Here is a 25,189-nt window from a genome sequence, read left to right on the forward strand (position 1 = left end):
TGCCCGCGCCGGACGGCGTGCCACCGCGGTGCGTCGACCTCGCGGCGCGGGGCCTGCAGGCGCGGCAGATCGTCGAGGTCGCGCTCGAGGACGACGGGGCCGCGGTCAGCGCGTCGGAGATCGAGCTGCGCCGGGCTGCGCTCGTCCCGCTCGACCGGGCGGGCCGCCGCGCACTGGTCGCCGCCTGCTCACCCGAGGCCTGGCCCCCGTCGTGACGCCCGGCCGCCGCGATAGCCTCGACAACTGAGATGACTGACGCGCACGCCGGTCGCAGGCCGGAGACCCTGCTCATCACGCTGACCGGCAAGGACCGACCCGGCGTGACCTCGGCCGTGTTCGCCACGCTCTCCGGCGCCGGCGTCGAGGTGCTCGACATCGAGCAGATCGTGCTGCGGGGGCGGCTGATCCTGGGCGTCCTGGTGACGGCACCCCACAACGTCCGACGGGCGACGGAGGCCGTGCAGGCCACCGCGAGCGCCCTCGGCATGAGCGTCGACGTCGAGAACGGCGTCGGGGACAACAAGGCCCGACGCGGCGGCCGGTCGCACGTGACGATCATCGGGGCGCCGCTGCGCGCGGCCGCGATGGGCGCCGTCGCCGGACGGATCGCCGACGCGGGCGCCAACATCGACCGCATCGAGCGGATGGCCCGCTACCCGGTCACCGCGATCGACCTGCACGTCTCGGGCATCGAGCCCGCCGCGCTGCGCACGCTGCTCGCGGCCGAGGCCGCCCGCCAGGGCGTCGACATCGCCGTCCAGCCGGCGACGCTGCTGCGTCGCGGCGCACGGCTGATCGTCATGGACGTGGACTCCACGCTGGTCCAGGGCGAGGTCATCGAGATGCTCGCGGCACACGCCGGGTGCGAGGCCGAGGTCGCGTCGGTCACCGAGGCCGCCATGCGCGGCGAGATCGACTTCGAGGAGTCGCTGCGCTCCCGGGTGGCCCTGCTCGCCGGCGTCCCCGCGACCGCACTCGACGAGGTGTACGACGCGATCGTGCTCGCGCCGGGAGCCCGGACGCTCGTCCGGACGCTGCGCCGCCTCGGCTACCACTTTGCGATCGTGTCCGGCGGGTTCAGCCAGGTCACCGACCGGCTCGCGGCGGACCTCGGCATCGACTACGCCCGCGCCAACGAGCTGGAGATCGTCGACGGCCGGCTCACCGGCCGCATCGTCGGCCCGGTCGTCGACCGTGCCGGCAAGGCCGCCGCGTTGCGCGAGTTCGCCGCGGCGGCGGGCGTCCCCGAGGCGGCGGTCATCGCGATCGGCGACGGGGCCAACGACCTCGACATGCTCAACGCCGCCGGTCTCGGCGTCGCCTACAACGCCAAGCCCCTGGTCCGCGACGCGGCCGACACGGCCGTGAACGTGCCCTACCTCGACACGATCCTCTACCTCCTCGGGATCTCGCGCGAGGAGATCGAGGCGGCCGACGCCGAGGCCGGGTTCGTCACGCCGGCACCGCCCGTCTGAGCCCGGAACGCCGCTCAGCCGCGGCCGACGTGGAACGCGACCAGACGCGCGGACCCCTCGGCGAGATCGGCCCAGGCGCCGTCGTACGCGAAGACGGCGACGGCGCCGGTCGGGTAGCCGGAGAGCAGCTGGCCCTCGAGCTCCGCATCGGCGTCACCGTCGTCGAGGAGCTGGGCCAGCACGGCGACGGTCGGGTTGTGCCCGACGAGCAGCAGGCGCCGGGCCCGGTCGTCGACGACCCGGGCGAGGTCGAGTGCCGTCTCCGGCCCGGCCGCGTAGAAGCCGCGGTCCAACTCGGGCTCGAGGTCCCAGCCGGCCGACCCCGCCAGGCCCTGCCACGTCTCGCGGGTCCGCAGGGCCGCGGAGACGATCGCGTGGTCGGGACGGAACCCGGTGTCGGCGAGCCAGCGGCCGGCCGCCGCCGCGTCACGGTGGCCGCGCTCGGCGAGCGGGCGGTCGAAGTCGCTGGGGCCGTGCTGCTCGGCCTTGGTGTGACGCATCAGCGCGATCAGGCGCGATGAGGTCTCGGTCAGTGACTGCACGCGACCACTCTGGCAGCCCGCTGGTTGGCCGTCATGTCGGCCCGGTCCCGGAGCCGGCGCCCGTCAGCCGCCCATCGCGTGGAAGCCGCCGTCGACGTGGACGATCTCGCCGGTCGTGGCCGGGAAGAAGTCCGAGAGCAGCGCGCAGACGGCCTTCGCGGTGGGCTCCTGGTCGGCGTTGTCCCAGCCGAGCGGCGCCCGCTCGCCCCACATCTGGTCGAGCGCCTCGTAGCCGGGGATCGCCTTGGCCGCGAGCGTCTTCAGCGGCCCGGCCGACACGAGGTTGACGCGGATGCCGTCGGCGCCGAGGTCCCGCGCCAGATAGCGCGAGCACGACTCGAGGGCCGCCTTCGCCACGCCCATCCAGTCGTAGGCCGGCCACGCGACCGTCGCGTCGAAGGTCAGCCCGACGACCGACCCGCCCTCGCCCATCAGCGGCCGGCAGGCGGTCGCCAGCGACTTCAGCGAGTACGCCGAGACCTGGACCGCCTGGGCCACGTCCGGCCACGGCCCGGTGAGGAACTTCCCGCCGAGCAGCGTCTCGGGGTTGCCGTAGGCGATCGAGTGCACCACGCCGTCGAGCCCGTCGACATGCTCGCGCACCAGCTCGGGGAGCCGTGCGAGGTGCTCCTCGTCGGTCACGTCGAGCTCGAGGACCGCCGGCTCGACCGGCAGCCGCTTGGCGATCCGGCGGGTGATGCCCAGGGCCCGGCCGAAGTTGGAGATCAGCACGGTGGCGCCCTGCTCCTGCGCGACCTTGGCGGTGGCGAACCCGATCGAGGTGTCCATCGTCACCCCGGCGACCAGGATCCGCTTGCCGTCGAGAATGCCCATCGTCAGTGCCCCATTCCGAGTCCACCGTCGACCGGGATGACCGCCCCGGTGACGTAGCCTGCGCCGTCGCCGGTCAGCCACAGCACGGTCTTCGCGACCTCCTCCGTCGTGCCGTAGCGGCCCAACGGCACCTGCGCCTTGATCGCCGCCTTCTGGTCCTCGCTGAGCACGGCGGTCATGTCGGTCTCGACGAACCCCGGCGCGACGACGTTCGCGGTGATCGACCGGGAGCCCAGCTCGCGGGCGATCGAGCGCGCCATCCCGACCAGGCCGGCCTTGGAGGCGGCGTAGTTGACCTGCCCGGCCGAGCCCAGCAGACCCACGACCGAGGAGATGAACACGATCCGCCCGCGGCGCAGCCGCAGCATGCCCTTGGCCGCTCGCTTCGCGAGGCGGAAGGACGCCGTGAGGTTGGTGTCGAGCACCGACGACCACTCGTCCTCCCCCATCCGCAGCAGCAGGGTGTCGGCGGTGATCCCCGCGTTGGCGACCAGCACCTCGACCGGGCCGTGCGCCTCCTCGATGCGGGCGAACGCCTCGTCGACCTGCGCGGCGTCGGTGATGTCGCACCGGAGGTCGAGGACGCCGTCGGGGCCGCCGCCGCTGCGGCTGGTGACCGCGACCCGGTCGCCGTTCGCGACGTACGCCTGCGCGATCGCGCGCCCGATCCCGCGGTTGCCGCCCGTGACCAGTACCGACCGGGGTTCCTGGGTCTCACTCACGTCAGGCGACGCTAGCGACTACTGACCGGTACGCCGAACCGGTCTCCCGGCTCATGGGTCTCGATGCGGCGGTCGCGAGCTCGTGCCTCGCTCGCGCGCCTACTCGACCTCGGTGCTGGGTCTCGGACCTCGCAAGCTCGGTCCGAGGCACCTAATCGTCCTCGAGCCGGAAGCCGACCTTGAGGCCCACCTGGAAGTGCTCGACCGTGCCGTCCTTCACCTGGCCCCGGACCTGGGTGACCTCGAACCAGTCGAGGTGACGCAGCGTGCGGCTAGCTCGCTCGATCCCGTTGCGGATCGCGGCGTCCATGCCATCGGGCGAGGTGCCGACGATCTCGGTCACGCGGTACGTGCGGTTGGTCATGATGCCTCCCGGGTGCGGACGTGGTCCGCCGAGCCTACCGACGTAGGCTGGATCCCATGCCCGGGGACCTGCGTCGACGCCGCGACGAGGCCATTCGCATCACCACCGCCCCGCAGACCCGCGAGGCGGAGATCGCGATGCGCCAGCGGCGCTACCTCGTCTCCATGGCGATCCGCACGGTCTGCTTCGTCGCCGCCATCCTCGTCGGGGGCGGGGTGCTGCGCTGGCTACTCGTGGCGGCGGCCCTGGTCCTGCCGTACGTCGCCGTCGTCCTCGCCAACGTCAACGCTTCGAGATCCGACGGGTTCGACCTGCTCGACAACGAGTACGGCCCTCACCAGCTGGGCGCGTCCACGGATTCCGACGACCGGCCCGGCCCGGAGGTGCTTTGACAACCCGCTCCCGCGTGACAGAATCCTCGGCGCGAGCCGAGTCTCCCCCGTCTTGGTTCGCAACGGTGCCGGACGGCTTCCCCCGTGGCTGTCCGGCACCGTTCATGTCCGGAGGTGCACCGTGACCGAGACCCACCCCGATCCCGTCGAGGCCGGGGCGATCTGCTCCGCCCGGGGCTGCCAGGAGCCGGCAGCCTGGCAGCTGCTGTGGAACAACCCGAAGCTCCACACGCCGGATCGCCGGAAGGTGTGGCTCGCCTGCGAGGAGCACCGTCAGCAGCTCATCGACTTCCTCGGCAAGCGCGGGTTCCTCAAGGACGTGGTCGCCCACACCGAGGCCGGTTGAACCGCCCGAAACTTTCGGGCGGGTCAACCGCCGATGGCCGACATGGGCCGGTCGGGCTGGAGGAACGACGGGTCGTCGATCCCGTGGCCGGCCCGCTTGCCGCGCATCGCGACCACCCACCGCTCGGCGATCACGTCGTCGGAGGCGCCGGCGCGCAGTGCGGTGCGCAGGTCGGACTCCTCCCGGGCGAACAGGCAGTTGCGCACCTGGCCGTCGGCGGTCAGCCGCACCCGGTCGCAGTCGCCGCAGAACGGCCGGGTGACCGAGGCGATCACCCCGACGGTCGCCGGCCCGCCGTCGACCGTGAACAGCTCCGCCGGAGCGCTCCCCCGCGGCTCGGCGGCCGGCCGGAGCTCGAAGGCGCTCTCGAGCCGTTCGAGGATCTCGTCGGCGGTGACCATCTCCTCGCGGTTCCACACGTGCTGGGCGTCGAGGGGCATCTGCTCGATGAAACGCAGCTGGTAGCCCTCGGCCATCGCCCACCGCAACAGCTCGGGCGCCTGGTCGTCGTTCTGGCCTCGCATCAAGACGGCGTTGACCTTCACCGGCCCCAGCCCGGCCTCCCGGGCGGCGGCGAGTCCCGCGAGGACGTCGTCGAGCCGGTCGCGGCGGGTGATCGCGTGGAAGGTGTCGCGGCGGATGCTGTCGAGGCTGACGTTCACCCGGTCCAGGCCCGCGTCCGCGAGCGCGCCGGCGACCCGGGCCAGGCCGAGCGCGTTGGTGGTGAGGGACGTCTCGACCGAGGGGTCGATCTCGTGGGTGCGCCGCACGATGTCGACCAGGCCGCGGCGGACCAGCGGCTCGCCGCCGGTGAAGCGCACCTCCCGGATCCCGAGCAGCTCGATGCCGATCCGCACCAGCCGGACGACCTCGTCGTCGGTGAGCACGGAGTCGTCGGGCAACCAGTCCAGGCCCTCGGGCGGCATGCAGTAGCTGCACCGCAGGTTGCAGCGGTCGGTGAGCGAGACGCGCAGGTCGGTCGCGACCCGCCCGTACCGGTCCGAGAGCGTTCTGGTGTGCGGCACCCCTGCAGTCTAGTGCCGCGTCCCAGAAGTCCTTGGGCGCTCCGCGCCCCCATGGCACGCACCTCGCTGCGTTGCCGACGCTTGCGAGACGGACGAGTATGGCGGCGCGTCGGCGCCTTGCGCTGCACGCACCCTGAGAACGCCGACCGTTCAACGACTTCCGAGACGCGACACCAGGCGGACACCGGGCGCCGGATAGCCTCGCAAGGTGCGATCGTTGCGGTTCCTGCTCAGTCGGCGGTGGCTGGCGTTCGCCCTGATCGTCGTGCTGCTCGGCTACGCGGCCTGGTGGCTGGGCGAGTGGCAGTTCGACCGGCTCGCCGCGCGCAAGGACAGCAATGCCGTCGTGCGCGCCAACGAGGGCAAGGCCCCGGCGCCGGCCGGGGACGTCCTCGCCCCGGGCCGTGCAGTCCCCGACGACCTCGAGTGGCGGATCGTGCGCGCGACCGGCACGTACGCCAGCGACGACACCGTGATCGTCCGCTACCGCACTCGCGAGGGCTCCTCGGGGATCGACGTGGTGGTCCCGCTGGTGACCGACGACGGCACCGCCCTGCTCGTCGACCGAGGCTGGATGGCGACCGACAACCAGGGCACCCGGCCGACCGACGTCCCGGAGCCCCCGCAGGGCAAGGTCACCGTCGAGGGCTGGGTCCGGGCCGACGCCGCTGGCGACAGCACCGCCGTCGAGGACCAGTCGACCCGGGCGATCTCCAGCGAACGGATCGGCGCCGCGCTCGACCGGACGGTGTACGGCGGCTTCGTCGTCCTCAAGTCCGAGGACGGGGCGCCGGCCGCGGGCCTCGAACCCGTGGAGCTCCCCGAGCTCAACAACGGGCCGCACTTCTTCTACGGGCTGCAGTGGTGGTTCTTCGGCGTGCTGGCGGTCTTCGGCTTCCTCTACCTGGCCTTCGACGAGTGGCGCACGCGCCAGCGCGGTGAGGAGCCCGTCCAAGCGGAGGCTCGCGTCGAGGCGCGGGACGCCAAGGCCCGCGCCCGGTCGGCCAAGAACGCGAGGAAGCAGGCGGTTCGGGCGGCGTACGAACGGGCCTGGGCGGAGGAGCGCCGCCAGCGCGACCGCAGCGCCAAGCCTCGCTGACGCAGGTCCAGGCTGGCCCGGCCTCGAGGCCTCGCCTCGAGACTCAGACGGAGGTGGTCGGCTGGTCCTCGATGAACTGGGTCCGGTAGAGATCGGCGTACAGACCGCCGCGGGCGAGGAGCTCGGCGTGGGTACCGGACTGGACGATCCGGCCGGCGTCGACCACGAGGATCTGGTCGGCGTCGCGGACCGTCGACAGCCGATGGGCGATCACCAGGGAGGTGCGCCCCTCCAGAGCGGCGTCCAGCGCGCGCTGGACCGCGGCCTCGGACTCGCTGTCGAGGTGGGCGGTGGCCTCGTCGAGCACGACGATCGCGGGCGCCTTGAGCAGCAGCCGGGCGATCGCCAGCCGCTGTCGCTCCCCGCCGGAGAGACGGTAGCCGCGGTCACCGACCACGGTGTCCAACCCGTCGGGCAGGGCGCGGACCAGGCCGGCGATCTGCGCCGCCTCCAGGGCGTCCCAGACCTCGGTGTCGCTGGCTCCCGGCCGCGCGTAGAGGAGGTTCGCGCGGATCGTGTCGTGGAACATGTGAGCGTCCTGGGTGACGTAGCCGACGACGTCCTCCAGAGACTGCAGCGTCACGTCACGCACGTCGTGCCCGCCGACCCGCACGGCGCCGGACCCGACGTCGTAGAGCCGGGCCACCAGGTGGGTGATCGTCGTCTTGCCGGCCCCGGACGGCCCGACGAGCGCCACCATCTGACCGGGCTCGGCGGCGAAGGTGATGTCGGTCAGGACCTGACCGGAGTCGCGCGACTCGGTGCGTGCGACGACCTCGAGGGAGGCGAGTGAGATCTCGTCGGCCCGCGGGTAGGCGAACGCCACGTGGTCGAACTCCAGGCGAGCGGCGGTGCGGGGCAAGACGACGGCGTCGGGGCGCTCCTGGATGAGCGAGGGCAGGTCCAGGACCTCGAAGACCCGCTCGAAGCTGACGAGGGCGGTCATGACGTCGATGCGCACGTTCGAGAGGCTCTGCAGCGGGCCGAGGAGCCGCAGCAGCAGGGTCGCGAGGGCGATCACGGTGCCGACGGTGAGCGTCTTGTCGACCGCCAGGTGGCCGCCGACGCCGTAGACCAGCGCGGTCGCGAGGGCGGGGACCGCCATCATCGCGGCGCCGAACAGCCGGGTCAGCAGCGAGATGCGGACGCCGAGGTCGCGCACCCGGGCCGCCTTGGTCGCGAACAGGGCGTCCTCGTCGGCGCGGCGGCCGAACAGCTTGAGGAGCATCGCGCCGCCGACGTTGAACCGCTCGGTCATCGCGTTGCCCATGTCGGCGTTGCCGTCCATCTGGTCGCGCGTCAGCCCGGCGAGTCGGGCGCTCACCCACCGCGACACCAGGACGAGGAGCGGGAAGATCGCCAGGCAGAGCAGGGTGACCTGCCAGCTCAACGCCACCATGGTGATGCCGACCACGATCACCGAGATCGTGCTCGCCACCGTCGTCGAGAGCGTCGAGGTGAAGGCGCGCTGCGCGCCGATGACGTCGTTGTTGAGCCGCGAGACCAGCGCACCGGTCTGGGTGCGGGTGAAGAACGCGAGCGACTGCCGCTGGACGTGCCCGAAGACCTGGGTCCGTAGGTCGTAGATCAGGCCCTCCCCGATGCGCGAGGACAGCCAGCCCTCCCCCACCGCCAGCGCGGCACTGACCAGGGCCGTGGCCGCCATCGCGAGCGCCAGCACCGTGATCAGGCCCTGGTCGCCGCCGCGGATGCCGTCGTCGATGATGTGCTTGGCCAGCAACGGGGTCACCACGACCATGCCGGCGTCGACGACGGTCAGCAGCAAGAAGACTGCGATCAGCCGCCGGTGCGGTCCCGCGAAGCCGAGCACGCGGCGCACGGTGCCACGCTCGATGCGGTTGTGGACCACGCTCCGGTCCGACCGCAGCAGCCGCCAGGCGGCCCCGCCGCCGTGCATTCCCGACACGTCCTGCCCTCCCTGTTGCTACTACTCCTGCCGGCCGGCCCCCATCAGCGCCGCCAGCTCGCGGAACCGGCGGGTCTGCGCCTCACGCTCGAGACGGCGCTGCTCGTCGAGGCTACGGTCCGCCGCCCCCTGCAGCAGGTGCTTGGTCTCCCGGACGGCGCCGACGAGCGGTGCGGTCAGCGCGCCGACCAGGTCGGCGACGGTGGCGTCCAGCTCGTCGGCGGGCACGGACGTCAGCGCGAGCCCGATGGCCACGGCCTCGTCGGCCCCGACCATGCGGGCGGTCGCGCAGATTTCCAGCGCCCTGGCATAGCCAACGCACTCGACCAGCGGCTTTGTTCCCGTCAGGTCCGGCACCAGCCCCAGCGCGGACTCCTTCATGCAGAGCTGAGCGTCGTGGGCGAGCACCCTCAGGTCGCACGAGAGGGCCAGCTGGAAGCCGGCGCCGATCGCGTAGCCCTGAACGGCCGCGATGGAGACGAACCGCGGGTCGCGCAGGAACGTGAAGCCGCGCTGGTAGGCGTCGATGGTCGCCGACACCTCGGCGTCGGACAGCGCGAGCAGTCCGGCCACCGACTCCTCCCCGGAGGCGTTCGCCGGGTCGAGCATCGAGCGGTCGAGGCCGGCCGAGAACGAGTGCCCCTCCCCCTTGACTACGACGACGCGGACGTCCTCGGGCAGCGCCGCCCCGAGGTCCGCGAGGGCGCGCCACATGGTCGGCGTCTGCGCGTTGCGGACGTCGGGGCGATGCAGGGTGATGGTGGCGACCGGGCCCTCGACGTCGTACGTCAGGCCTGCCTCGAGCAAGGAGTCAGCGTCCATGCTGCGCACCCTACTGGCCAGTCACATCGCCTCTCCGAGCCGGTCGGCGAGGGCCACCCCGCCGAGGGCTGCCTCCGTCGCGCGCGCCAGGGTCAGGGCGTCCGGCGGCACGGGCCGGTCGCCGAGCAGGTCGAGCTGGTGGATGACGTCCTCGACCGCCCAGATGGCCAGGAAGTCGCCGGCCGTGAAGACGTGACCCTGCCAGAGGTAGTGGCCCTCGGCGCAGCTCGCGGCACCGCGCGCGACGGCGTCCGCGACGTCGTGCATCTGCGCTCGCGCGGAGTCGGGGCGGGAGTACGCCGTCGTGCGCCGTCGTTGGGCCAGGAGCGCCTCGAGCGGCTCGTCGGTCGCCTGCGCCTCGAAGGCCGGCCAGTACGACGCCGCGTCGACGCTCGGCGGGCCGTCGACGGGCGACACGAAGCCGCCCAGCATCTCCTGCCACCCGGCGACCACGTGCACGACGACGTCGAGCCGCGTCCACCCGTGACAGCGCGAGGCCCCGAGGAGGGACCACTCGTCGAGGTCGTCCACCGCCGCAACGAACTCGCGCACCGACGCGAGGAACGCCGTACGGCCGGTCTCCAGGTCCACTGTGAGTGCCATGGCCCGACCCTAGAGGTGGCCGCGGACAGGCGTGCGGGACGAGATCAGGCGAGCGACACGAGGTCGGCGTACTCCTCGTTCCAGAGGTCCTCGACGCCGTCGGGGAGGATCAGCACCCGATCGGGCTCGAGGGCGAACACAGCACCCTCGTCGTGGGTGACGAGCACGATCGCACCCTCGTAGGTGCGGATCGCCGCGAGCACCTCCTCCCGAGAGGCCGGGTCGAGGTTGTTGGTGGGCTCGTCGAGGAGCAGCACGTTGGCGCTCGACACGACCAGCGCGGCGAGCGCCAGGCGGGTCTTCTCGCCACCGGAGAGCACCCGGGCCGGCTTGTATGCGTCCTCGCCGGAGAACAGGAACGAGCCGAGCACGGAGCGCGCCTCGGTGTCGGTGAGCTGCGGCGCGGAGCTCTGCAGGTTCTCCAGCACGGTCCGGTCCACGTCGAGGGTCTCGTGCTCCTGGGCGTAGTAGCCGATCTTCAGGCCGTGCCCGGGCACCACCGAGCCCGTGTCGGGTTGGTCCACGCCGGCGAGGATCCGCAGCAGCGTCGTCTTGCCGGCGCCGTTGAGGCCGAGGATGACGACCCGGGAGCCCTTGTCGATGGCGAGGTCGACGTCGGTGAAGACCTCGAGCGAGCCGTAGGACTTCGACAGCTCGGCCGCGGTGAGCGGGGTCTTGCCGCACGGCGCCGGCGCCGGGAACTTGATCCGGGCGACCTTGTCGGACTGGCGCTCCGCGTCCACGCCCGCGAGCAGCTTCTCCGCGCGCTTGAGCATCGACTGCGCGGCCTGGGCCTTGGTGGCCTTCGCGCGCATCTTGTTGGCCTGGTCGGTGAGCGTCTTGGCCTTGTTCTCGGCGTTCATGCGCTCGCGCTTGCGGCGCTTCTCGTCGGTCTCGCGCTGGGTGAGGTACGCCTTCCAGCCCATGTTGTACACGTCGATCTCGGCGCGGTTGGCGTCCAGGTGCAGGACCTTGTTCACCGTCGCCTCGAGCAGGCCGGTGTCGTGGCTGATCACGATCAGCCCGCCCTTGTGCGACTTGAGGAAGTCGCGCAGCCACACGATCGAGTCCGCGTCGAGGTGGTTGGTGGGCTCGTCGAGCAGGAGCGTCTCGGCGCCGGAGAACAGGATCCGGGCGAGCTCGACGCGCCGTCGCTGGCCGCCGGAGAGGGTCTTGAGCGGCTGGGCGAGCAGTCGGTCCTCGATGCCGAGGCTGTGCGCGATCTGGGCGGCCTCGGACTCGGCGGCGTAGCCGCCGCCGGCGTGCAGCTGGGCGTCGGCCCGCTCGTAGCGCCGCATCGCGCGCTCTCGCACCGCTGCGTCGTCGCTGCCCATCTCGGCCTCCGCGCGCCGCAGCCGGCGTACGACGTCGTCGAGGCCGCGCGCGGAGAGGATCCGATCGCGGGCGAGGACCTCGGGATCGCCGATCCGCGGGTCCTGCGGCAGGTAGCCGACCTCGCCGGTCGTCTGCACGCTGCCGGCGGCGGGGAGCGCCTCCCCGGCCAGGATCTTGGTCAGGGTCGTCTTGCCGGCGCCGTTGCGACCCACCAGCCCGACCTTGTCGCCGGCGGCGACCCGGAAGCTGACGTTCTCCATGAGGAGGCGGGCGCCGGCCCGGACTTCCAGGTGGTGGGTCGTGATCATGAGGTCTCAATCGTAGATGTGGGTACGGTCCCTCCAGACATCGGCGGACGCAGGAGGACGGATGCGGTTCAACCCCAAGGCCCGGCTCGATACCAGCCGGGTGCGTGATCGCGGACGGGGCACCGGGGGCGGACGCAGCGGTGGTCTGGGCGGAGGCATGCCGATCCCCGGCGGAGTGGCGGGCGGCGGGGGCCTGGTCGGCGTGATCGTGGTCGTGCTGTTCCTCGTGCTCACCCAGTGCCTCGGCGACGGCGGTGGCCTGCCCTCCGGCGGCTCGCTGGACGGCGGCCGGATGGGCGACACCGATCGGTACAAGTCGTGCGAGAGCGGCGCAGACGCCAACAAGAGCGCGGACTGCGCCCGGGTGGCGGTCGAGAACTCCCTGTACGACTTCTGGGGCGACGAGCTCGGGTCGCGGTTCCGTGCCGAGAAGGAGGTCGACACGTTCACGGGTGGTACGAGCACCGGGTGCGGCCAGGCGTCGTCCGCCGTCGGCCCGTTCTACTGCCCCGTCGACGAGACCATCTACCTCGACACCACGTTCTTCGACGACGTGCTCGAGCGCCAGCTCGGCGGGCCCGACGGCGGCTTCGTGGAGCCCTACGTCCTCGCCCACGAGTACGGCCACCACATCCAGAACGTCCTCGGGACCATGGGCAAGGTGAAGACCCAGCAGGGCCCGACCAGCGACTCGGTGCGCCTGGAGCTGCAGGCCGACTGCTACGCCGGCATGTGGGCCAAGGCCGCCACCACCACCGAGGACGCGTCGGGCGAGGTGGTGTTCGCCTCCCTCACCGACCAGGACATCCAGCAGGCGATCGAGGCCGCCACCGCCGTCGGCGACGACCGCATCCAGGAGCGCAGCGGCGGCCGGGTCAACCCCGAGCAGTGGACGCACGGCTCGGCCCAGCAGCGGGTCGACTGGTTCACCACGGGCTATCGCACCGGCGACCTGGACGCCTGCGACACGTTCGCGGCCGGCGCCCTGTGAGCCGACCGTTCCCCGTCGAGTGACGCCTGCTGGCTGGGACTCGGCCGCCGCGACAGCCAGTTCGCGTCACTCGACGGGAGAGGGTCAGCGCTCGACGAGCGCCTCGATGTGGGGGAACTGGCGCTGCAGGGCCCGCAGGTGGGGGGCGACCGAGGGGTGCCGGAACTTGCCCGCCAGAGCGCCCTCGCCGCCGGCGACCCGGGCCAGCGCCCACTCGGCCCGGTTCAGCACCGTGTAGACGGCCGTGACCCGGGCGCCGAGCGTGACCTCCTCGCGAGTGGCGAGCCCGTCGGGCAACCCCATCAGGTAGGCGTCCAGGAGCGGTTCCAGCTCCTCGCGAGCGGCGAGTGCGTAGTACCCGAGGTCGGCCCCCACCGGTCCGGTGCCGACCGTCGACCAGTCGATCGCGACCACGTCGTCGCCCTCGCGCCCGGGCAGGTTCGCGGGGACGGCGTCGCCGTGCATCGGCACCTGCACCAGGGCGTCCGCCGCCGCGAGCAGCTCGGCGCGGTGCTCCCAGAGGTGTGCTGCGACGTCGGCGACCGTCGTACGCGCCAGCGTCGGCCAGCCGCCGCGATGCTCGACCCGGACCATCCGGTCGCGCAGCTGGTTGCGCGCCAGCCACGGCGCGGGAGCGAGCGTGGCGCCCGCGAACCGGCCCAGGGCGTGGGCGACGAACAGCCCGCTGGTCGCAGCGTCCTCCACCCACTCCTCGGTGATCGTGATCCCCTCGACGTCCTCCTCCACCGCGGCCAGGCGCGGTGCCCGCAGCCCCGGGGTGGCGGTGACCAGCCCCGTGGTGACGACATCGGCTGCCCGGCGCCAGTACGCGAAGTGCCGCGGGTCGCTGAGCTCGGCGGGGTCGTGCTCGAGCGGCGCCGCCAAGCGCTTCACGACCACCGGTTGGTCGCCCAGCACCGTGCGCCAGACGCCTACCGTCGAGGCGCTCGAGCCGCCGGGGAGCGCGAGCCACCCGGGTTCGGGCTGCCACATGGCTCCGACGCTAGTGCACGTCGCGCCTGGAGAACGCGATCTGGCCCGCGACACTCAACACGGCGGCGACGGCCGTCACGACGACGAACGGCACCCACGCGAAGCCCTCGAGCGGCATCAGGGCGAGGTGTTCGAACGGCGAGAGGTCCTGGAACCACTGGGGCAGCTGCAACAGCTCGCCGAAGAGCAGCACCACGGCCGCCAGCGCGAGGACGCCCCAGGCCAGCGGCGCGGCGCGCGGCGCCACGCCGTAGAGGAGGCGAGCCACCGCACCCAGCACGAGCAGCCCAGGCAGGTACGACGCCTCCGCGGCCGTCATGCGCACGACCGCACCGCCGTCGCCGGTGATGAGTGCGTAGGTCACGCCGAGCCCGAGTCCGGAAGCCACCAGGATCACCGCCGTCCCGACCGCGGTGATCACGACGTGTCCGGCCAGCCAGGTCGACCGTGGCAGCGCTGTGGCGAGCACCGGCTCGACCCGGCCCGCGCCCTCCTCGGCCTGAGGCCGCAGCGCGGAGGAGATCGTGAAGCCGCCCACGATCAGCGCAAGCATCAGCAGCATCGTGGCGTAGAACGCGTCCACGATGTCGCCGCTGCCCTGCAAGAAGAGGTCCTGACTGGTCTGCGAGTCGCCCACCAGGGTCCCGACGTCGTCGCCGAAGGAGCCGAAGGCCGCGCCGGCAACCACCAGGCCGGTCAGCCAGGCGACGAACGCGGGCCGCTGCAGCCGCCATCCCAGGCCCCAGGCCCGGAGCAACCCCCGGCTCGCGCGGGCCGGCCCCGGCCGCACCGGGACCACGCCGGCGCCGAAGTCGCGGCGGTCGAAGACGCGGTACGCCGCGACGGCGGCCAGCCCGCCACCGGCCACGAGCAGCAGCCCCGGCCACCACCGCAGACCGGAGAACGCGTGCATGGCCTGGTACCAGCCGATCGGGGAGAGCCAGCTCAGCGCCGGCGTACCGACGTCCCCGATGGCGCGCAGCCCGTAGCCGATCCCGATCACGGCTCCGGTGAGGCCGTACATGGCGCGGGTGCTCGTCGTGAGCTGGGCCGCCAGCAGGGCCACGCCCGTGAAGAACCAGCCGCAGAAGGTGACGCCGAGCCCGAGACCCAGGGAGTCGGCGCCGGCGAGCCCGTACGCCGCAAGCGTGCCGGCGGTGAGCAGGCCGACCACCAGGTTGGCCGAGATCGCATCGAGGACGGCGGCGACCGTCGTGGCATAGCGGCCGATGGGCGCCGCCCGGACCAGCTCGTCGCGGCCGGTCTCCTCCTCGGCGCGGGTGTGGCGCCCGATCATGAACATGCTCATCAGGCCGACGAGGACCGCCCCGAACGCGGCGGACTGCCAGGTCACCTGACCGCCGGTCGTGTTCAGCGCTCGGGCGGGTCCGGCCATCGCGATGAAGGCGGTGTTGCCCGCCATGTCCGCCGCGGCCTTGTCGAAGTCGGCCTGGGTTTCGTACAGCCCGTCGACGCTCCACGCCTGGCTGACGTAGAGGACGGCGACGCCGAGCGGCCACCAGACGTACATCCAGCGGTCCCGTCGCAGGAACGACCGAAGCAGGACCAGCGTGCCGGTCATCGCCCGCCGGCCCCTGCCACCCCGCCGGGCTCGGTGTCGATGCGGTCGCCGTAGTGGCGCAGGAAGAGGTCCTCGAGCGTCGGCGGCTGGCTCTCGAGGGACCGGACGCCGCCGGTCTGGAGGAGGTCGAGGACGGCGTCGAGCTCGGTGGTGTCGACCTCGAGGTGCACCCGGTGGTTGTCGATGTCGACGTCGTGCACGCCCGGCAGGTCGGCGATGCCGTCGGGGACCGTCGCGAGGTCTGCGGTGATCGAGGTGCGCGTGAGGTGCCGGAGCTCGGCGAGCGTGCCCGACTCGACGCAGCGGCCCGACCGGATGATGCTGACGCGGTCGCACAGGTGCTCGACCTCGGCCAGGATGTGGCTGGAGAGCAGCACGGAGTGGCCCGCGCTGCGGAACTCGTCGACGCAGTCGCGGAAGACCGCCTCCATGAGCGGATCGAGTCCGGAGGTGGGTTCGTCGAGCAGCAGCAGCTCCACGTCGGAGGCGAGCGCCGCCACCAGCGCGACCTTCTGTCGGTTGCCCTTGGAGTAGCTGCGGCCCTTCTTGGTCGGGTCCAGCTCGAAGCGCTCCAGCAGGTCGGCGCGACGGCGCTCGTCGAGGCCGCCCCGCAGCCTCCCGAGGAGATCGATGACCTCCCCTCCGGTCAGGTTCGGCCAGAGGTTCACGTCCCCGGGGACGTAGGCGAGGCGGGCGTGCAGCTCCGCGGCCTGGTGCCAGGGGTCTCCCCCGAGCAGCCGGGCCTCGCCACCGTCCTTGCGCAGCAGGCCGAGCAGCACCCGGATCGTCGTCGACTTCCCGGCCCCGTTGGGGCCGAGGAAGCCGTGGATCTCGCCGCGCTCGACCGTGAGGTCGAGGCCGTCGAGCGCGTGCAGGCTGCCGAACTTCTTCACCAGGGCGCGGATCTCGATCACGCTGTCGGTCACGAGTACGACCGTACAACAGTTTCAGATAGTTGTGAAACATGTAAGATCTGCGCATGTCGACCGATGACCCACGCGGGCGCTTCGTCGAGCGGATGGGCGGTGCCCTCACCTCCGCCGGCATGGCGCGCCTGCCGGCCCGGATCTTCGCCGCCCTGCTCGCCGACGAGGACGGCCGGATGACCGCCGCCGAGATCGCGGCGACGCTCGAAGTCTCGCCGGCCGCGGTCTCGGGCGCCGTGCGCTACCTCGACGGGATGGGCGTCGTACGCCGCGAGCGCGAGCGCGGGTCGCGCCGCGACATCTTCGTGGTCGATGACGACGCCTGGCACGACGCGATGCTGCACGCCGACCAGATCTACGCACCCCTCCAGGCCGCCCTGCGCAAGGGCGTCGAGGAACTGCCGGCTGACGACCCCGCCCACCGTCGGCTGCGGCTCTCCGAGGAGTTCATCAGTTTCCTGCTGAGCGAGCTCGGCGCGATCAACCAGCGGTGGGCGGTCCGGGTCAAGGAGCTCGGCCTGTAGCGGCTGGTCAGGCGTTGACGACCTCGACGCGCACCGAGCAGGCCGACGCGACAGCCTGCTCGAGCACTGCGCGCCGTGGGTCCGGTACCGCAAGCCACGGGTCGGTGACCACCACGCCGCGCAGCCGCGGGTCGGCCAGCACCTCGTCGACCGCGGTGTGGTCTCCACCGGCGACCACCGGACCACGGACGCCCCCGAGGATCCGCGCCGCGTGGTCCGCGGCCGCCTCGTAGGCCTGCCGGGCCTGGTTGTCGCGCCGACGGGCGAACCGCTGCTGGCTCTGCCCCCCGGCCTTCGTGCGGCCCTGCACGTGCCGTTGCCCGACCTTGCTGTCGACCAACCGCCGACCAGCGAGGCGCCCGACGGCGAAGCCGCCCTTGCGCACCAGCAGGACCCCCCAGTCCTCAGGCGCTCTCACGGCCGCCGCGAAGACCGCCGGCTCGGCGGCGCCGTCGTACGTCGCGCCGAACGGCAGCCGGGCCACGAACGTGGAGCCGTCGGGGGCGAGACCGCGCAATGCGCCGTCGATCGTCGACATCGTGGTCTCCCCGTGCCGGGCGGTGAAGTTGGCGGCCCATCTCTCGACCCGCTCCGACGGCACCTCGACGAGCGTCACGGACCGAGACTAGGACCGTGTTGCAGATCGCGGGAATCCCCTTCACCGGGGCGATCGGCCGCCGATGGGACCGCTGGCGAGCCAGGGGGCTCGCGCGGTACCTGGCGCGAGGAGACGCGGGCATGTCAGTCACGACCACCGAGACCGAGGCAGTTACGACGCCGGCACGACCGCGCACGGCGTGGTTCGCGAACCGGTCGCTGCGCACGAAGATCATGACGCTCGTCGGCCTCGCCACGATGGTCAGCCTGGTCCTCGGCGCCTCCGCGGTGACCGCGATGTCCTCGGCGCGCCACACCACGGACGACATGGCGACCTCGCAGGCCTCGCTCAACACCTCTCTCGCGACGCTCAAGGACGCCCTCTGGTCGGTGCGCAACAACGCGTCGGTGATCGGCGGCTTCACCGGCTCGCCGGACCTCCCGGAGCGGGTCGCCGCCCTCGACGAGGCCGAGGCCGCCCTCGACGACGCACTGAAGGCGTTCGCCGATGAGTACCAGGCCGAGACCGGCGCGCTGCCGGCCCGCTTCGAGGAGTTCAGCACCTCGCTCGAGGGCTACCGGGCGGTCGTGCACGACAAGATGGTGCGCGCCGCGCAGGCGGGTGACCTGGAGGGCTGGGTGGCGGCCCGGGGCGAGGCAGGCGAGATCGGCGGCGAGATGGTCGACAACCTCGTCCAGGTCAACGACGAGGTCGTGGCCCACCTCGCCGGCGTCGCGTCGGCGGCCGACAAGGACGCCGGCAACGCCATCCGGCGCATGATCGTGATCCTGGTGGTCGGCTTCGCGGCGGCGCTCCTCGGGGGCGTGCTGCTCGCCAACGCCATCCGCCGGCCGCTCCGCTCGGTGCAGCGCTCCCTCGAGGCGATGGCCGACAACGACCTGACCCGGCCGGCCGACGTGGACTCCGCCGACGAGGTCGGCCAGATGGCCGCGGCTCTGCGCCAGGCCCAGGACCAGCTCCGGCACACCATCGCCAGCGTGGTCGCCACCTCCGACACGGTCGCCGGCGCCGCCGAGGAGCTGTCCGCGACCTCGCAGCAGATCTCCTCGAGCACCCAGGAGACGTCCACCCAGGCCGATGTGGTCGCGGGCGCTGCCGAGCAGGTCACCGGCAACATCCACACGGTGGCGACCGGCACCGAGCAGATGTCGGCGTCGATCCGCGAGATCGCGCAGAACGCCGCCTCCGCCTCCCAGGTCGCGGCTCGTGCGGTCGACGCGGCGCAGGCCACCTCCGAGACCGTCACGCGGCTCGGCAACTCCTCCGCCGATATCGGCAAGGTGATCGCGGTGATCAACTCCATCGCCGAGCAGACCAACCTTCTGGCCCTCAACGCCACCATCGAGGCCGCGCGCGCCGGCGAGGCGGGCAAGGGCTTCGCCGTGGTCGCCAACGAGGTCAAGGAGCTCGCCCAGGAGACCGCCCGGGCCACCGGGGACGTCAGCGCGCGCATCGAGGCCATCCAGAGCGAGACCCAGGCCGCGGTCACCGCGATCAGCGAGATCTCCGAGATCATCGCCCAGATCAACGACACCCAGGCCACGATCGCCTCCGCGGTGGAGGAGCAGACGGCGACGACCAACGAGATGTCACGCAACGTGGCCGAGGCGGCCACCGGATCCTCCGACATCGCGGCGAGCATCGGCAGCGTCGCCGGGGTCGCGAGCACCACCAACGAGGTGGTCACCCAGACCAAGCAGGCGATCGCCGAGCTCGCGACCATGGCCGCCGACCTTCGCGGTCAGATGGCGCGGTTCACCTACTGAGGCGGGCGGACGCACCGACTCCGGCCGTCGGACATCGATACGGCCGACGCCTGGCTGACTGGGTCCGGTCAGCCAGGCGTCTCAGGTCTCGAGCCGCCCGTCGCCACCGACACGGTTCCTGAGGAGCGAGCGCAGCGAGCGTCTCGAAGGGCAGGCGCGGGGCTCCCTCGACCTTTTCGCGTCGCTACTCCGCGGCGCCGCGAGCTCCGCTCGCCGGCGCGCGGTGTAGCGGCTCAGACGTTGAAGCCCAGGGCGCGCAGCTGCTCGCGGCCGTCCGGGGTGATCTTGTCGGGGCCCCACGGCGGCATCCAGACCCAGTTGATCGCGACGTCGTTGACCAGGCCCTCCAGGGCGCTCTCGGTCTGGTCGGTGATCACGTCGGTCAGCGGGCAGGCCGCCGAGGTCAGGGTCATGTCCAGCACGACGTTGCTGCTCTCGTCGAGGTGCACGTCGTAGACGAGGCCGAGGTCGACGACGTTGATCCCCAGCTCGGGGTCGACGACGTCCTTCATCGCCTCGGTGACGTCGTCAACCGAGACGGTCGACGTGCCGACACCGCCGGCTTCGGGGACCACCGGCAGGTCGCCGTGGTCGATGGAGCTGGTCTCAGGCATCGGAGTCCTCCTGGGCTCGGGCGAGGGCATCCTGGTAGGCCATCCAGGACAGTAGGGCGCACTTCACGCGTGCGGTGAGCTTGGCTGCTCCGGCGAAGGCGACGGCGTCCTCGAGGACGTCCTCGTCGGGCTCGACCTGGCCCTTCCCGCGCATCATCTCGAGGAAGGCGTCGTGCACCGGCGCCGCCTCGGCGACCGTCTTGCCGACCAACAGCTCGGACATCACCGAGGCCGAGGCCGTGGAGATCGAGCAGCCCTGGTTGTCGTAGGAGATGTCGCGGACGACGTCGCCGTCGAGGTGCAGGCGCAGGGTGATCTCGTCCCCGCAGGTGGGGTTCACGTGGTGGACCTCGGCCGCGTAGGGCTCGCGGAGGCCGGCGTGCAGCCGTCGCTTCGCGTGGTCGAGGATGATCTCCTGGTACAGGGAGTCGAGGTCGTGGCTCATCATCAACCCAACTTGAAGTACGAACGGGTGTATTCCAGCGCCTCGACGAGGGCGTCGATCTCGGCCGGCGTCGTGTAGAGGTACGACGACATCCGCGTCGAGCTCTGCACGCCGAACCGGGCGTGGGCGGGCTTCGCGCAGTGGTGGCCCGCGCGCACCGCGACGCCCCGGGAGTCGAGCACCTGGGCGACGTCGTGCGGGTGCACGCCGTCGATCTCGAAGGCGATCGCGCCGCCGCGGTCGTGCGCGTCGAGCGGACCGAGCACCCGGAGCCCGGGCACGGTCGCCAGACCCTCGAGCGCGTACGCCGTGATCGCCTGCTCGTGCCGGTGGATCGCGTCCATCCCGAGGTGCGAGAGGTAGTCGACCGCGGCCCCCAACCCGACCGCCTCGACGATCGGCGGCGTGCCGGCCTCGAACTTGTGCGGGATCGGGGCGTACGTCGAGCGCTCCATCCGGACGGTCTCGATCATCTCGCCGCCGCCGAGGAAGGGCGGCAGCAGGTCGAGGACCTCGCGTCGGCCCCAGAGCACGCCGATGCCGGTCGGGCCGACGACCTTGTGGCCGGTGAACGCCAGCAGGTCGGCGCCGGAGGCGACCACATCGACGGGCAGCTGGGGCGCGGCCTGGGAGGCGTCGACCACGACGAGCGCGCCGACCTCGTGGGCCCGGCGCGCGATCTCGGCGACCGGGTTGATCGTGCCGAGCATGTTCGAGACCCAGGTGAGCGCGACCACCTTCGTGCGCTCGGTGATGAGCGAGTCGATGTCCGACAGGTCGAGCCGACCGTCGTCGGTCAGCCCGAACCACCGCAGCGTCGCACCCTTGCGCTCGGTGAGCAGCTGCCACGGGACGATGTTGGAGTGGTGCTCCATCTCGGTGATGACGACCTCGTCGCCCGCGCCGATCTCCAGTGGACCGCGCGCCCACGTCAGGGTGTTCGCGACCAGGTTGAGCGCCTCGGAGGCGTTCTTGGTGAAGATCACCTCGTCGCGGCTCGGGGCGTTGACGAACGCCGCGACCTTGTCCCGGGCCGCCTCGAACGCCTCGGAGGACTCGGCCCCCAGCTGGTGCATGGCGCGGGCGACGTTCGCGTTGTGCCGCTCGAGGTGGTCGACCATCGTGTCGATGACGACCTGCGGCTTCTGCGAGGTGTTCGCGCTGTCGAGGTAGACCAGCCGCCGGCCGCCCGCGAGGGTGCGCCCGAGGATCGGGAAGTCCGCCCGGACCACCTCCAGCTCGGGGAGGAGGCCGGACAGCTGCGTCGTGGTCATGGTCAGACCGCCGCCCCGGTGAGGTACTTCTCGTAGCCGTTGGCCTCGAGCTCCTCGGCGAGCTCCGGGCCGCCGGACTCCGCGACCTTGCCGTCGACGAAGACGTGGACGTGGTCGGGCGTGATGTAGCGCAGGATGCGGGTGTAGTGGGTGATCAGCAGGACTCCCTTGCCCTCCTGGGCACGGAACCGGTTGACGCCCTCGGAGACGACCTTGAGCGCGTCGATGTCGAGGCCGGAGTCGGTCTCGTCGAGGATCGCGACCTTGGGGTTCAGCAGCTCGAGCTGGGCGATCTCGTGACGCTTCTTCTCGCCACCGGAGAAGCCCTCGTTGACCGAGCGCGTCCCGAACGTGGGGTCGAGGTTGAGGTTGGCCAGTGCGGTGTTGACGTCCTTGACCCACGTGCGCAGCTTGGGCGCCTCGCCGTCCAGGGCGGTCTTGGCCGTCCGCAGGAAGTTCGACACCGAGACGCCGGGGACCTCGACGGGGTACTGCATGGCGAGGAACAGCCCGGCGCGGGCCCGCTCGTCGACCGTCATCGCGAGGACGTCCTCGCCGTCGAGCGTGACCGAGCCGCCGGTGATCGTGTACTTGGGGTGGCCGGCGATCGAGTAGGCCAGCGTGGACTTGCCCGACCCGTTCGGCCCCATGATCGCGTGGGTCTCGCCGTCCTGGATGGTCAGCGTCACGCCCTTGAGGATCTCCTTGGGCCCGTCCTCGGTGTCGACCGAGACCTGCAGGTCCTTGATCTCCAACTTGCTCATGATGGGGTGACTCCGTTCAGCGTGGTGGTGGTGTCTACGTAGATGTCGTCGCCTCGGACCTCAACCGGGAAGGTCGCGACGGGCTCGGTGGCCGGGAGGCCGGTGGGCTTGCCGGTGCGCAGGTCGAACCGCGAGCCGTGCAGCCAGCACTCGACGGTGCAGTCGCTGACCTCGCCCTCGCTGAGCGGCACGGCCTGGTGGGAGCAGAGGTCCTGGATGGCGAAGAACTCCTCGCCGTGCCGGGCGACGGCGACGTCGTAGGCGCCGATCGTCACGGCGAGCGCCTCGTCGGTGGGGACCTCGTCGGTCGTGCAGGCACGCTCGAACGTCACGAGGCGGCCCCCTTCAGCACGTTCTTGGCCAGCTCGGTCTCGACGGTCTCCAGGAGCCGGTCCTCGACCGAGGGGATGCCGACCTTGCGGATCAGGTCGTTGAAGAACCCGTGGACGACCAGGCGCTGGGCCTCCTTCTCCGAGACGCCCCGGGAGCGGAGGTAGAACAGCTGCTCGTCGTCGAAGCGCGCGGTGGCCGACGCGTGACCGGCGCCCTCGATCTCGCCGGTCTCGATCTCGAGGTTGGGGACCGAGTCGGCCTGGCAGCCGTCGGTGAGCACGAGGTTGCGGTTCTCCTCGTAGGTCTCGATGCCCTCGGCGACCTTGCGGATCAGCACGTTCCCGATCCACACCGTGTGCGCCCCGTGGCCCTGCAGCGCGCCCTTGTAGAGCACGTGGCTCTTGGTCTTGGGGGCCGTGTGGTCGGCGAAGAGGCGGTGCTCGAGGTGCTGGCCCTCGTCGGCGAAGTACAGCCCGAGCAGCTCGGCCTCGCCGCCGGGGCCGGCGTACTCGACGTTGGCGTGCATCCGCACGAGGTCGCCGCCGAAGGAGATCGAGGTGTGCTTGACGCTCGCGTCGCGGCCCACCCGGATGGCGTCACGGCCCAGGTGCACCGCGTCGTCGTCCCAGTCCTGGAGCGTCAGCACGTTGACGCGAGCCCCGTCGCCGACGAGCACGGTCGTGATCGCGGCGTAGCGCGCCGAGCCCGTGTGGTTGAGCACCACGGTGGCGTCGGCGTTCGCGCCGACCCGGATCAGCAGCCGTCCCCAGACCAGGTCGTCGGCGGACTCGCCGTGCAGGTGCAGCACCACGGGCTCGGTGAGCACGGCCTCGGCGGGTACGTCGAGCAGCATCGCGCCGCCGGCATTGGCCGCCGCCAGGGCGGAGGGGCGGTCGTTGGGGGCGAGCTCGCCGAGCGCCACGGCCTCGTCGGAGTCGATCTCGCGGAGCGTGGCACCGGCGGGGATCGTCGTCTCCCAGGTCAGGTGGTCCGCCGAGGCCTCGCCCTCCAACATCCCACGCAGCCGCTTGAGCGGCGTGAAGCGCCAGATCTCCTCCCGGCCGGTCGGCACCGGGTGGTCGGTCAGGTCGTAGGACGGCACCGGGTTGAGGTGGCTCTCCACGCGGTCCTGCTCCAGGGCGGACGACACGCTCTCGCGCGTCACATCAGTGACTGTCACTGCTTCTCTTTCTACGTGTGGGGTCTCGATACGCTCGCTGGCGCTCGCTACTCGACCAGCGATCGGGGCGACTGCCCCACTAGCCGACTGCCCCTTCCATCTGCAGCTCGATGAGGCGGTTCAGCTCGAGGGCGTACTCCATCGGGAGCTCCTTGGCGATCGGCTCGACGAAGCCGCGCACGATCATCGCCATCGCCTCGTCCTGCTCCATGCCGCGCGACATCAGGTAGAACAGCTGGTCGTCGGAGACCTTCGAGACGCTGGCCTCGTGGCCCATCGAGACGTCGTCCTCGCGGATGTCGACGTACGGGTAGGTGTCGGACCGGCTGATCTGGTCGACCAGCAGGGCGTCGCACAGCACGTTGGACTTCGACCCGTGGGCGCCCTCGTTGATCTGGATCAGGCCGCGGTACGACGTCCGGCCACCACCGCGGGCCACCGACTTCGACAGGATCGAGGAGGAGGTGTGCGGCGCCGCGTGCACCATCTTGGCGCCGGCGTCCTGGTGCTGGCCCTCGCCGGCGAACGCGATCGACAGCGTCTCGCCCTTGGCGTGCTCGCCCATGAGGTAGACGGCGGGGTACTTCATGGTCACCTTGGACCCGATGTTGCCGTCGACCCACTCCATGGTCGCGCCGGCCTCGCAGGTCGCGCGCTTGGTGACGAGGTTGTAGACGTTGTTCGACCAGTTCTGGATGGTCGTGTAGCGGCAGCGGCCGCCCTTCTTCACGACGATCTCGACGACCGCGGAGTGCAGCGAGTCGGAGGAGTAGATCGGCGCGGTGCAGCCCTCGACGTAGTGCACGTAGGCACCCTCGTCGACGATGATCAGGGTCCGCTCGAACTGGCCCATGTTCTCGGTGTTGATCCGGAAGTAGGCCTGCAGCGGGATGTCGACGTGCACACCCTTCGGCACGTAGATGAACGAGCCGCCCGACCACACCGAGGTGGTCAGCGCAACGAACTTGTTGTCACCGACCGGGATGACGGTGCCGAAGTACTCCTCGAAGAGATCCTCGTGCTCCTTCAGCGCGGTGTCGGTGTCGAGGAACAGGACACCCTGCTCCTCGAGGTCCTCACGGATCTTGTGGTAGACGACCTCGGACTCGTACTGGGCCGCGACACCGGAGACGAGGCGCTGCTTCTCCGCCTCGGGGATGCCGAGCTTGTCGTAGGTGTTCTTGATGTCCTCGGGCAGCTCGTCCCAGGAGGTCGCCTGCTTCTCTGTGGAGCGGACGAAGTACTTGATGTTGTCGAAGTCGATGCCGCCGAGGTCCGAGCCCCACGTGGGCATGGGCTTGCGGTGGAAGAGCTTGAGACCCTTCAGGCGGAGGTCGAGCATCCACTGCGGCTCGGACTTCTTGGCCGAGATGTCGCGCACGAC

At 71.5% G+C, this 25,189-nt stretch carries 27 protein-coding genes and 1 pseudogene; 8 read left to right on the forward strand and 20 right to left on the reverse strand.

The window, feature by feature from the left end; translation table 11 throughout:
• Nucleotides 1–215 (forward strand): annotated as a pseudogene (locus VGD85_RS14255) (hypothetical protein); the annotation flags it as partial.
• 33 nt (nt 216–248) lie between these two features.
• Nucleotides 249–1,475 (forward strand): phosphoserine phosphatase SerB, encoded by a 1,227-nt coding sequence (gene serB, locus VGD85_RS14260; RefSeq protein WP_331064102.1) that lies wholly within the window; start codon nt 249–251, stop codon nt 1,473–1,475.
• 14 nt (nt 1,476–1,489) lie between these two features.
• Here the strand turns inward: serB and VGD85_RS14265 are convergent, their stop codons facing one another.
• The 4 genes from VGD85_RS14265 to VGD85_RS14280 all read right to left on the reverse strand — a co-directional run bounded on the left by VGD85_RS14265 (nt 1,490) and on the right by VGD85_RS14280 (nt 3,937).
• Nucleotides 1,490–2,017 carry a histidine phosphatase family protein gene (locus VGD85_RS14265; protein WP_331064103.1) on the reverse strand — a complete coding sequence of 176 codons (528 nt, stop codon included), beginning with the start codon at nt 2,015–2,017 and terminating at the stop codon, nt 1,490–1,492.
• 63 nt (nt 2,018–2,080) lie between these two features.
• Nucleotides 2,081–2,851, reverse strand: coding sequence for an enoyl-ACP reductase FabI (gene fabI, locus VGD85_RS14270; protein ID WP_331064104.1), 771 nt, complete (start codon nt 2,849–2,851; stop codon nt 2,081–2,083).
• Between the two features lie 2 nt (nt 2,852–2,853).
• A complete protein-coding gene (gene fabG, locus VGD85_RS14275; protein WP_331064105.1) occupies nt 2,854–3,573 on the reverse strand; it encodes a 3-oxoacyl-ACP reductase FabG in 720 nt (239 codons plus the stop codon).
• A gap of 151 nt (nt 3,574–3,724) precedes the next feature.
• Nucleotides 3,725–3,937 carry a dodecin gene (locus VGD85_RS14280; protein ID WP_331064106.1) on the reverse strand — a complete coding sequence of 71 codons (213 nt, stop codon included), beginning with the start codon at nt 3,935–3,937 and terminating at the stop codon, nt 3,725–3,727.
• Between the two features lie 56 nt (nt 3,938–3,993).
• Between VGD85_RS14280 and VGD85_RS14285 the strand changes: the two genes are divergently transcribed.
• Together VGD85_RS14285 and VGD85_RS14290 are read left to right on the forward strand one after the other, a co-directional pair.
• On the forward strand, nt 3,994–4,329 hold the full coding sequence (locus VGD85_RS14285) for a DUF3099 domain-containing protein (RefSeq protein WP_331064107.1): 336 nt from the start codon (nt 3,994–3,996) through the stop codon (nt 4,327–4,329).
• Nucleotides 4,330–4,450: 121 nt separating this feature from the next.
• Entirely contained in the window at nt 4,451–4,675 is a 225-nt protein-coding gene (locus VGD85_RS14290; protein WP_331064108.1) for an acetone carboxylase, read from the forward strand.
• A 23-nt stretch (nt 4,676–4,698) separates the two neighbouring features.
• On the opposite strand, the gene moaA is transcribed toward VGD85_RS14290, so the two are convergent.
• Nucleotides 4,699–5,700 (reverse strand): GTP 3',8-cyclase MoaA, encoded by a 1,002-nt coding sequence (gene moaA / locus VGD85_RS14295; RefSeq protein ID WP_331064109.1) that lies wholly within the window; start codon nt 5,698–5,700, stop codon nt 4,699–4,701.
• Between the two features lie 208 nt (nt 5,701–5,908).
• On the opposite strand from moaA, the gene VGD85_RS14300 reads away from it, so the two are divergent.
• On the forward strand, nt 5,909–6,799 hold the full coding sequence (locus VGD85_RS14300) for an SURF1 family protein (protein WP_331064110.1): 891 nt from the start codon (nt 5,909–5,911) through the stop codon (nt 6,797–6,799).
• A 43-nt stretch (nt 6,800–6,842) separates the two neighbouring features.
• Here VGD85_RS14300 and VGD85_RS14305 read toward each other — a convergent pair whose 3' ends face one another.
• The 4 genes from VGD85_RS14305 to VGD85_RS14320 are packed head-to-tail and all read right to left on the reverse strand — an operon-like array spanning nt 6,843 to nt 11,794.
• Nucleotides 6,843–8,717 (reverse strand): ABC transporter ATP-binding protein, encoded by a 1,875-nt coding sequence (locus VGD85_RS14305; protein WP_331064127.1) that lies wholly within the window; start codon nt 8,715–8,717, stop codon nt 6,843–6,845.
• Nucleotides 8,718–8,747: 30 nt separating this feature from the next.
• Nucleotides 8,748–9,548, reverse strand: coding sequence for an enoyl-CoA hydratase/isomerase family protein (locus VGD85_RS14310; RefSeq protein ID WP_331064111.1), 801 nt, complete (start codon nt 9,546–9,548; stop codon nt 8,748–8,750).
• 21 nt (nt 9,549–9,569) lie between these two features.
• Entirely contained in the window at nt 9,570–10,151 is a 582-nt protein-coding gene (locus VGD85_RS14315) for a maleylpyruvate isomerase N-terminal domain-containing protein (protein ID WP_331064112.1), read from the reverse strand.
• Nucleotides 10,152–10,195: 44 nt separating this feature from the next.
• Complete coding sequence (locus VGD85_RS14320; protein ID WP_331064113.1) at nt 10,196–11,794, reverse strand: ABC-F family ATP-binding cassette domain-containing protein; 1,599 nt, start codon at nt 11,792–11,794, stop codon at nt 10,196–10,198.
• A 61-nt stretch (nt 11,795–11,855) separates the two neighbouring features.
• Between VGD85_RS14320 and ypfJ the strand changes: the two genes are divergently transcribed.
• Nucleotides 11,856–12,785 (forward strand): KPN_02809 family neutral zinc metallopeptidase, encoded by a 930-nt coding sequence (gene ypfJ / locus VGD85_RS14325; RefSeq protein ID WP_331064114.1) that lies wholly within the window; start codon nt 11,856–11,858, stop codon nt 12,783–12,785.
• A gap of 84 nt (nt 12,786–12,869) precedes the next feature.
• Here ypfJ and VGD85_RS14330 read toward each other — a convergent pair whose 3' ends face one another.
• The 3 genes from VGD85_RS14330 to VGD85_RS14340 are packed head-to-tail and all read right to left on the reverse strand — an operon-like array spanning nt 12,870 to nt 16,286.
• On the reverse strand, nt 12,870–13,778 hold the full coding sequence (locus tag VGD85_RS14330) for a phosphotransferase (RefSeq protein WP_331064115.1): 909 nt from the start codon (nt 13,776–13,778) through the stop codon (nt 12,870–12,872).
• 10 nt (nt 13,779–13,788) lie between these two features.
• Entirely contained in the window at nt 13,789–15,360 is a 1,572-nt protein-coding gene (locus tag VGD85_RS14335; protein ID WP_331064116.1) for a hypothetical protein, read from the reverse strand.
• Nucleotides 15,357–16,286: an ABC transporter ATP-binding protein gene (locus VGD85_RS14340; protein ID WP_331064117.1), complete on the reverse strand. Its 930-nt coding sequence runs from the start codon at nt 16,284–16,286 to the stop codon at nt 15,357–15,359. Before VGD85_RS14340 ends, VGD85_RS14335 begins: the two co-directional genes overlap by 4 nt.
• Before the next feature lie 53 nt (nt 16,287–16,339).
• Here VGD85_RS14340 and VGD85_RS14345 point away from each other — a divergent pair, with 53 nt between their 5' ends.
• Nucleotides 16,340–16,810 (forward strand): GbsR/MarR family transcriptional regulator, encoded by a 471-nt coding sequence (locus VGD85_RS14345; RefSeq protein ID WP_331064118.1) that lies wholly within the window; start codon nt 16,340–16,342, stop codon nt 16,808–16,810.
• A gap of 7 nt (nt 16,811–16,817) precedes the next feature.
• On the opposite strand, the gene VGD85_RS14350 is transcribed toward VGD85_RS14345, so the two are convergent.
• Complete coding sequence (locus VGD85_RS14350) at nt 16,818–17,426, reverse strand: acVLRF1 family peptidyl-tRNA hydrolase (protein WP_331064119.1); 609 nt, start codon at nt 17,424–17,426, stop codon at nt 16,818–16,820.
• 122 nt (nt 17,427–17,548) lie between these two features.
• Here VGD85_RS14350 and VGD85_RS14355 point away from each other — a divergent pair, with 122 nt between their 5' ends.
• A complete protein-coding gene (locus tag VGD85_RS14355) occupies nt 17,549–19,195 on the forward strand; it encodes a methyl-accepting chemotaxis protein (RefSeq protein ID WP_331064120.1) in 1,647 nt (548 codons plus the stop codon).
• 233 nt (nt 19,196–19,428) lie between these two features.
• On the opposite strand, the gene VGD85_RS14360 is transcribed toward VGD85_RS14355, so the two are convergent.
• The 7 genes from VGD85_RS14360 to sufB form a co-directional block, all read right to left on the reverse strand.
• Entirely contained in the window at nt 19,429–19,809 is a 381-nt protein-coding gene (locus VGD85_RS14360; RefSeq protein WP_331064121.1) for a metal-sulfur cluster assembly factor, read from the reverse strand.
• The gene (sufU, locus tag VGD85_RS14365) at nt 19,802–20,254 is read right to left on the reverse strand and encodes a Fe-S cluster assembly sulfur transfer protein SufU (RefSeq protein WP_331064128.1); all 453 of its coding nucleotides are present in this window, start codon (nt 20,252–20,254) and stop codon (nt 19,802–19,804) included. The genes VGD85_RS14360 and sufU overlap by 8 nt, the downstream gene beginning before the upstream one ends.
• Before the next feature lie 2 nt (nt 20,255–20,256).
• A complete protein-coding gene (locus VGD85_RS14370) occupies nt 20,257–21,528 on the reverse strand; it encodes a cysteine desulfurase (RefSeq protein ID WP_331064122.1) in 1,272 nt (423 codons plus the stop codon).
• Nucleotides 21,529–21,530: 2 nt separating this feature from the next.
• Complete coding sequence (sufC, locus tag VGD85_RS14375) at nt 21,531–22,292, reverse strand: Fe-S cluster assembly ATPase SufC (RefSeq protein WP_331064123.1); 762 nt, start codon at nt 22,290–22,292, stop codon at nt 21,531–21,533.
• Nucleotides 22,289–22,624: a non-heme iron oxygenase ferredoxin subunit gene (locus tag VGD85_RS14380; protein WP_331064124.1), complete on the reverse strand. Its 336-nt coding sequence runs from the start codon at nt 22,622–22,624 to the stop codon at nt 22,289–22,291. Before VGD85_RS14380 ends, sufC begins: the two co-directional genes overlap by 4 nt.
• Complete coding sequence (sufD, locus tag VGD85_RS14385; RefSeq protein ID WP_331064125.1) at nt 22,621–23,790, reverse strand: Fe-S cluster assembly protein SufD; 1,170 nt, start codon at nt 23,788–23,790, stop codon at nt 22,621–22,623. Before sufD ends, VGD85_RS14380 begins: the two co-directional genes overlap by 4 nt.
• Before the next feature lie 94 nt (nt 23,791–23,884).
• On the reverse strand, nt 23,885–25,189 hold a 1,305-nt coding region (sufB, locus tag VGD85_RS14390), incomplete at its 5' end, for a Fe-S cluster assembly protein SufB (RefSeq protein ID WP_331064126.1).

The organism is Nocardioides sp. (assembly GCF_036401255.1).
In the GTDB taxonomy this organism is placed as follows: Bacteria; Actinomycetota; Actinomycetes; order Propionibacteriales; family Nocardioidaceae; genus Nocardioides.